The following is a 5,490-nucleotide window of genomic DNA, read 5'->3' as shown; positions in this document are numbered from 1 at the left end:
ACCGGCGGGTGCCGTGAAGCCTGCTCCCGCACCGACCGCCCAGCCCCGGCAACGCGCCGACCGGCGGGTGCCGTGAAGCCTGCTCCCGCACCGACCGCCCAGCCCCGGCAACGCGCCGACCGGCGGGTGCCGTGAAGCCTGCTCCCGCACCGACCGCCCAGCCCCGGCAACGCGCCGACCGGCGGGCCGGGGCCGGGGGCTCGGCCGTGGCGCGGTGGCGCAGACGGCACAATGGCCGTCATGCGGGCTGCTCGGCTGATCAGGATGGTGCTGCTCCTCCAGTCCCGGCCGTCGATGACGGCGGCCGAGCTGGCGCGGGAGCTGGAGGTGTCCGAGCGGACCGTGACGCGGGACGCGCAGGCGCTCTCCGAGGCCGGGGTGCCCGTCTACGCGGACCGCGGCAGGGCCGGCGGCTACCGGCTGATCGGTGGCTACCGCACCCGGCTCACCGGCCTCGCCCGCAGCGAGGCGGAGGCGCTGTTCCTGTCCGGGGTGCCGACCGCGCTGCGCGAGATGGGGCTGGAGGACGCCGCCTCCGCCGCCCGGCTGAAAGTGTCGGCGGCGCTGCTCCCCTCCCTGCGGGACGCGCCCTCCTCCGCGGCCCGGCGCTTCCACCTGGACGCCCCGGGCTGGTGGCAGGAGCCCCGGACTCCCGAGCTGCTGCCCGTGATCGCGCAGGCCGTGTGGGACGACCGGCGGGTCTCGGCCCGCTACCGCCGCGACAACGACGAGGTGGTGCGGGAGCTGGAGCCGTACGGCCTCGTCCTGAAGGCCGGCGTCTGGTACCTCTGCGCCCGTGTCGACGGGAGCTTCCGCGTGTACAGGACCGAGCGGTTCGCCGAGGTGACCGCATCCGCGGAACGCTTCGCGCGGGACGAGGACTTCGATCTGGCCGCGTTCTGGGAGGAGCGCGCGGCGGACTTCGCGCGCTCCATCCTCCGTACGAAGGTCGTCGTCCGCCTGACGGACGCCGGGACCCGCCACCTGCCGTACGCCACGGACAGGACCGCGGCCCTCGAGGCCCTGGAGGCGGCGCCGCCCGCCGACGGACTCGGCCGGGTCACGGTCACGCTGCCCGTCGAGTCCGCGGAAGTCGCGTACACCCAGTTGCTCGCGCTCGGCCCGGAGGCGGAGGTCCTGGAGCCGGAGGAGCTGCGGGCCAGGTTCGGGCGGACGGCGGCGCGGCTCGCGGAGCTGTACCGGTAGGCGCGGCAGCAGGCGCGGGCCGCCGAGCCTCACCGGTGGGAGGCGCCCTCACGGAGCGGCCCGGCGCGCCCCGCCCCCCGCGGGCACCGCGCCCTGCCGCCCGGCCCACCGCCCGGCCGGCCTACCGGTAGTCCTCCACCGGTGACTTCCCACCGCCGAAGACGACCTCCTTGAAGTAGGCCCAGGCGTCCGGCTGCGAGCCGTCCGCGTCGCGGAAGCCGTACTCCTTGGCGAGTCGGCCGCTGGACAGGGACTGTCCGTTCCAGCGGTGCCGGTCCGGGTCCGCGGCCAGCGCGGCGACCGCGCGGCCGACGAGGACGGGCGATTCGGAGATCGCGAACTCCGGGACCTTGGCGACCGCGTCGCGCCAGGTGTCCTCGGTGACGCCGAGGAAGTCGAGCATCTGCTCCGAGCGCAGGAACCCGGGGGTGATCGAGACCGCCGTGCCGCCCGCGTCCTTCAGGTCCTCGCCCAGGCACAGGGCCATGCGGATCGGGGCGTTCTTGGTCAGGTCGTAGAAGAAGTTCTCGCGATAGCCCTCGTTGGACTCGGCGGTGCCGTCGGTGACCTCGACGACCAGCCCGCCCGGCCGGCGCACGAGCAGCGGCAGGGCGTAGTGGCTGGTGATGATGTGCGTGCGGACGCCGAGTTCGAGCATCCGCATGCCCTTGTCGAGGTCGTACTCCCACATCTTCGGCTTCTCGTCCATCACCTCGGCGACCAGGTGCTCCCCGCCCCAGACGTCGTTGACCAGGACGTCCAGCCGCCCCTGTTCGCGGTCGATGCGCTCGACGAGCGAGCGCACCCGGTCGCGCTCCAGGTGGTCCGTGGGGACCGCGATGCCCGTGCCGCCCGCCGCGGTGACGAGTTCCGCGGTCTCCTCGATCGTCTCGGTGGGCCGTCCCACCTCGCTGACCCGGTCCCGTGTCGTGCGTCCTGTCACGTACACGGTGGCGCCCGCCGCGCCCAGTTGTACGGCGATGGCCCGGCCCGCGCCGCGCGTCGCCCCGGCGACCAGCGCGACGGTACCTTCGAGTGGTGCCTGTGCAGGCACGTCTGTTGTCATGGAACGACCGTGGCACGGATACCCGACACCCACTGTCCGGCTTTTCACGGCGAGGTGCGCGTGCGCCGTACGCCCGCGGGGACGATGCTGGTCGCGTGATGGACGAAACGGAGTTCTGGGAGCTCGTCGACAGCACCCGGGCGGACGCCGGCGGCGACCCGGAGGAGCAGGCCGACCTGCTCGTGGACCGGCTGACCGGGCTGGACCCGGACTCCGTTCTCGACTTCGCCCGCCACTTCGAGTCCCGCCACGAGCGCGCCCGCACCTGGGAGTTGTGGGGTGCGGCGTCGGTACTGCTGGGCGGGGCGGACGACGAGGCCTTCGACGCCTTCCGCTGCTGGCTGATCGGCCGGGGACGGGAGGTGTTCGAGGGCGCGGTGCACGACCCGGACGCCCTGGCCGGGCTGCTGGACGAGTTCGACGAGGAACTGGACGGGGACGCGGAGGAACTGGGGTACGCGGCGGACGACGCCTACGAGCAGCTGACCGGCCTGCGGCGTCCCGGCACCGGGACGCCGCAGGCGGCGGAGCCGCTGGGCACGCCCGTGGACCTGAATGACGACCGGGCGCTGGCGAGCCGGTACCCGAGGCTCTGGGAGTGTTTCGGGCACTGACGTGCCGACGTGCTGACGCACCGGTGCGGCCGCGCGGTCACCGGCCTGTCCCCGCCCCACCAGGCCCCTCACAAGCGGGATGCCGTCACGAGCGGGATGCCGTCACGAGCGGGGTGCGGCCGTCCGGGTCACGGCGAGGTTCCGGCCCTGGATCTCGGCCGCCTGCTGCCGGATCGCCGGGAGCCGTTCGAGGAGCGCCGCCCCCGGGCAGGACGTCTCGAAGGCGTCGATGTGCCCGGAGACGGCGTCCATCACGGCCCTCTCCCCGGCGGCGAACCGGCTCAGCCCGTGCGTGGAGACCAGCGAGACCCTGCCGCGCGGGTCGATGCCCGCGAGAGAGAGCTTCCAGGCGACGAGCCGGGCGATGGCGTCCGTCATGGCCGTCGGCACCGGTGTGCCCGCGGTGAAGGTGCCGATCGCGGCGATCCCGGTGGTGCCGTGGTTGAAGCCCTGGGTGTGGGCGCCCACGACGGGCTTCGTGACGCCGCCCGCCCGGCCCTCGTAGACGGTTCCGCAGCGGTCGACGAGGAAGTTGTAGCCGATGTCGTCCCAGTGCCGGGCGCCCGCCTGGCCCTCGTACAGATTGCGCAGCGTGTGCGGCACGTCGGCACAGTCGTAGGAGTTCGGGGTGTCGGTGTGGTGGATGAAGACAGCCGTCACGCGGCCGGAGTAGCGGGGAGCCGGCTGCGGTCTGGCCGCGCTGCCGAGCCAGCGTTCCCGGGACACGATCAGCGGCTGCACCGATCCGGGGCCGGGAATGCGGCCCCGGGCAGCGTTGAGCGTGTGGGGGGCGGCGGGCGGCACCGCGGGGGACGGCTGCGGCAGCCTTCCCGGCTCCGCACGGGGCTCTCCGGGTGGCGTGGCCAGCAGCGCGAGCGCCAGTACGGCGGGGGCACCGTACAGCGCCGCACGGGACAGGCGCATGGTGGCGCTCCTGACGGCTCCGGCGGTCCGGCACCGGACGGAGGCCGGACACTCCTGCGACCATGGTGCGGTGCGCGCGCTCACCGCGCGCGCCGGGCGGCTACGCTCCGTGCACGTCGTGCCCGTCGCTGCCTCCGCCGCCGGTTCCCGGCTCCCCGGGGTTCCCCGGCTCCCCGAGTGCGCGCCCCATCAGGACGTCGTCGACATAGGCGCCCTCCAGCAGGAACTCCCCCGGCAGGACCCCCTCGACGGCGAAGCCGGCCGACTCGTACAGCCTCCTGGCCGGTGCGTTGTGGCCCAGCACCCGCAGGGTCACCCGGGTGGCCCCCTGCCGCCGCGCCTCCTCGCACGCGGCCGCGAGCAGCGCGCGTGCGACGCCCTGCCCGCGTGCCCAGGGTGCGACGGCGAGACCCTGGATCTGGCGTACGTGCGCGTTGCACGCGAGGGGCGTCGCCCGGACGAGTCTGATGTAACCGGCGAGCAGGCCCCCGGTCTCGGCGACGAGGAAGTCCTCCGGCCGGTGGACCGAGTCGAAGAAGGGGTCGTAAGGGGGCTGCGGCCGCGCCTGCACGGAGTGCAGCGGCGACCACACCGAGCGGTCGAGTCCGGCCAGGGCCGGCTCGTCCTCGCGGACGGCGTTGCGGATGAGGCTCTCCCCCGTGCCGAAGGCGGTGGCGGAGAGTCGTATACGACTTATGGGTGACTCCGGCATGCGTGTCACTGTGTCACGGAGTCCGCCCACGGTCTGCGGCAGGAGCCCGCTGCGTGCACGATGTACGCATGCGGATCGCGGTCGCCGGCTCGTCCGGTCTCATCGGTACGGCGCTGGTGCGCTCCCTCCTGACGGACGGCCACGAGGTCGTCCGCATCATCCGCAGGGAGCCTCGTACGAAGGACGAGGTGCGCTGGGACCCGCGTCGGCAGTTCATCCAGACCGATGGACTGGTGGGCTGTGACGCCGTGGTCAACCTGGCGGGCGCCGGTGTCGGCGACCGGCGCTGGACCGAGCAGTACAAGCGGGAGATCCGGGACAGCCGCGTCCTGGGCACGGCGACCCTCGCCGAGGCCGTCGCCGCCCTCGACATACCCCCGCGGGTCTTCGTCAACGGCAGCGCCATCGGCTACTACGGGGACACGGGTTCCCGGGCGGTCGACGAGGACGCGCCGCCCGGGGACGGCTTCCTCGCCCGCGTCTGCGTGGACTGGGAGGAGGCCGCGGCACCCGCCGAGGAGGCCGGTGTACGGACGGTCTACGCGCGCACCGGCCTGGTGGTCGCGAGCGGCGGCGGCGCCTGGGGGAAGCTGTTCCCCCTGTTCAAGGCGGGCCTCGGAGGCCGGCTGGGCAGCGGCCGCCAGTACTGGAGCCCGATCTCGCTGCACGACCAGGTCGCCGCTCTGCGGCACCTCGTCGACTCGGAACGGCTCTCCGGCCCGGTCAACCTGACCTCCCCCCATCCGGTGACGAACCGTGAGGTGACCGCCGCCATGGGCCGGGTCCTGCACCGCCCCGCCTTCTTCGCCGTCCCGGAACCCGTACTCCGGGCCGCCCTGGGCGACTTCGCCGACGACGTCCTCGGCAGCCACCGCGTCCTTCCCCGCCGCCTGCTGGAGTCGGGTTTCTCCTTCGCCTTTCCGACGGTCGAGGACGCGATCCGCGCCGCCCTCCGGTAGGGGCAGGGG

6 protein-coding genes are annotated in these 5,490 nt (G+C 74.0%); 3 read left to right on the top strand and 3 right to left on the bottom strand.

The window, feature by feature from the left end; genetic code table 11:
* Window positions 1-240 precede the first annotated feature (240 nt).
* Window positions 241-1,206 carry a YafY family protein gene (locus tag GUY61_RS34005; protein ID WP_166634171.1) on the top strand — a complete coding sequence of 322 codons (966 nt, stop codon included), beginning with the start codon at window positions 241-243 and terminating at the stop codon, window positions 1,204-1,206.
* Between the two features lie 121 nt (window positions 1,207-1,327).
* On the opposite strand, the gene GUY61_RS34000 is transcribed toward GUY61_RS34005, so the two are convergent.
* Window positions 1,328-2,272: an SDR family oxidoreductase gene (locus GUY61_RS34000; RefSeq protein WP_166634170.1), complete on the bottom strand. Its 945-nt coding sequence runs from the start codon at window positions 2,270-2,272 to the stop codon at window positions 1,328-1,330.
* A gap of 98 nt (window positions 2,273-2,370) precedes the next feature.
* On the opposite strand from GUY61_RS34000, the gene GUY61_RS33995 reads away from it, so the two are divergent.
* A complete protein-coding gene (locus GUY61_RS33995; protein ID WP_166634173.1) occupies window positions 2,371-2,886 on the top strand; it encodes a DUF4240 domain-containing protein in 516 nt (171 codons plus the stop codon).
* 102 nt (window positions 2,887-2,988) lie between these two features.
* Here the strand turns inward: GUY61_RS33995 and GUY61_RS33990 are convergent, their stop codons facing one another.
* Together GUY61_RS33990 and GUY61_RS33985 are read right to left on the bottom strand one after the other, a co-directional pair.
* A complete protein-coding gene (locus GUY61_RS33990) occupies window positions 2,989-3,810 on the bottom strand; it encodes a peptidoglycan recognition protein (protein WP_166634169.1) in 822 nt (273 codons plus the stop codon).
* A gap of 100 nt (window positions 3,811-3,910) precedes the next feature.
* Window positions 3,911-4,522 carry a GNAT family N-acetyltransferase gene (locus GUY61_RS33985; RefSeq protein WP_166634168.1) on the bottom strand — a complete coding sequence of 204 codons (612 nt, stop codon included), beginning with the start codon at window positions 4,520-4,522 and terminating at the stop codon, window positions 3,911-3,913.
* A gap of 68 nt (window positions 4,523-4,590) precedes the next feature.
* Here GUY61_RS33985 and GUY61_RS33980 point away from each other — a divergent pair, with 68 nt between their 5' ends.
* Window positions 4,591-5,481: a TIGR01777 family oxidoreductase gene (locus GUY61_RS33980; protein ID WP_166634172.1), complete on the top strand. Its 891-nt coding sequence runs from the start codon at window positions 4,591-4,593 to the stop codon at window positions 5,479-5,481.
* Window positions 5,482-5,490: the final 9 nt, after the last annotated feature.

The sequence above is a fragment of the Streptomyces sp. GC420 genome, from assembly GCF_009916105.1.
Classification (GTDB): domain Bacteria; phylum Actinomycetota; class Actinomycetes; order Streptomycetales; family Streptomycetaceae; genus Streptomyces.
Note: the sequence above shows the minus strand (reverse complement) of the source record. Positions and strands in the feature narration are given on the sequence as shown.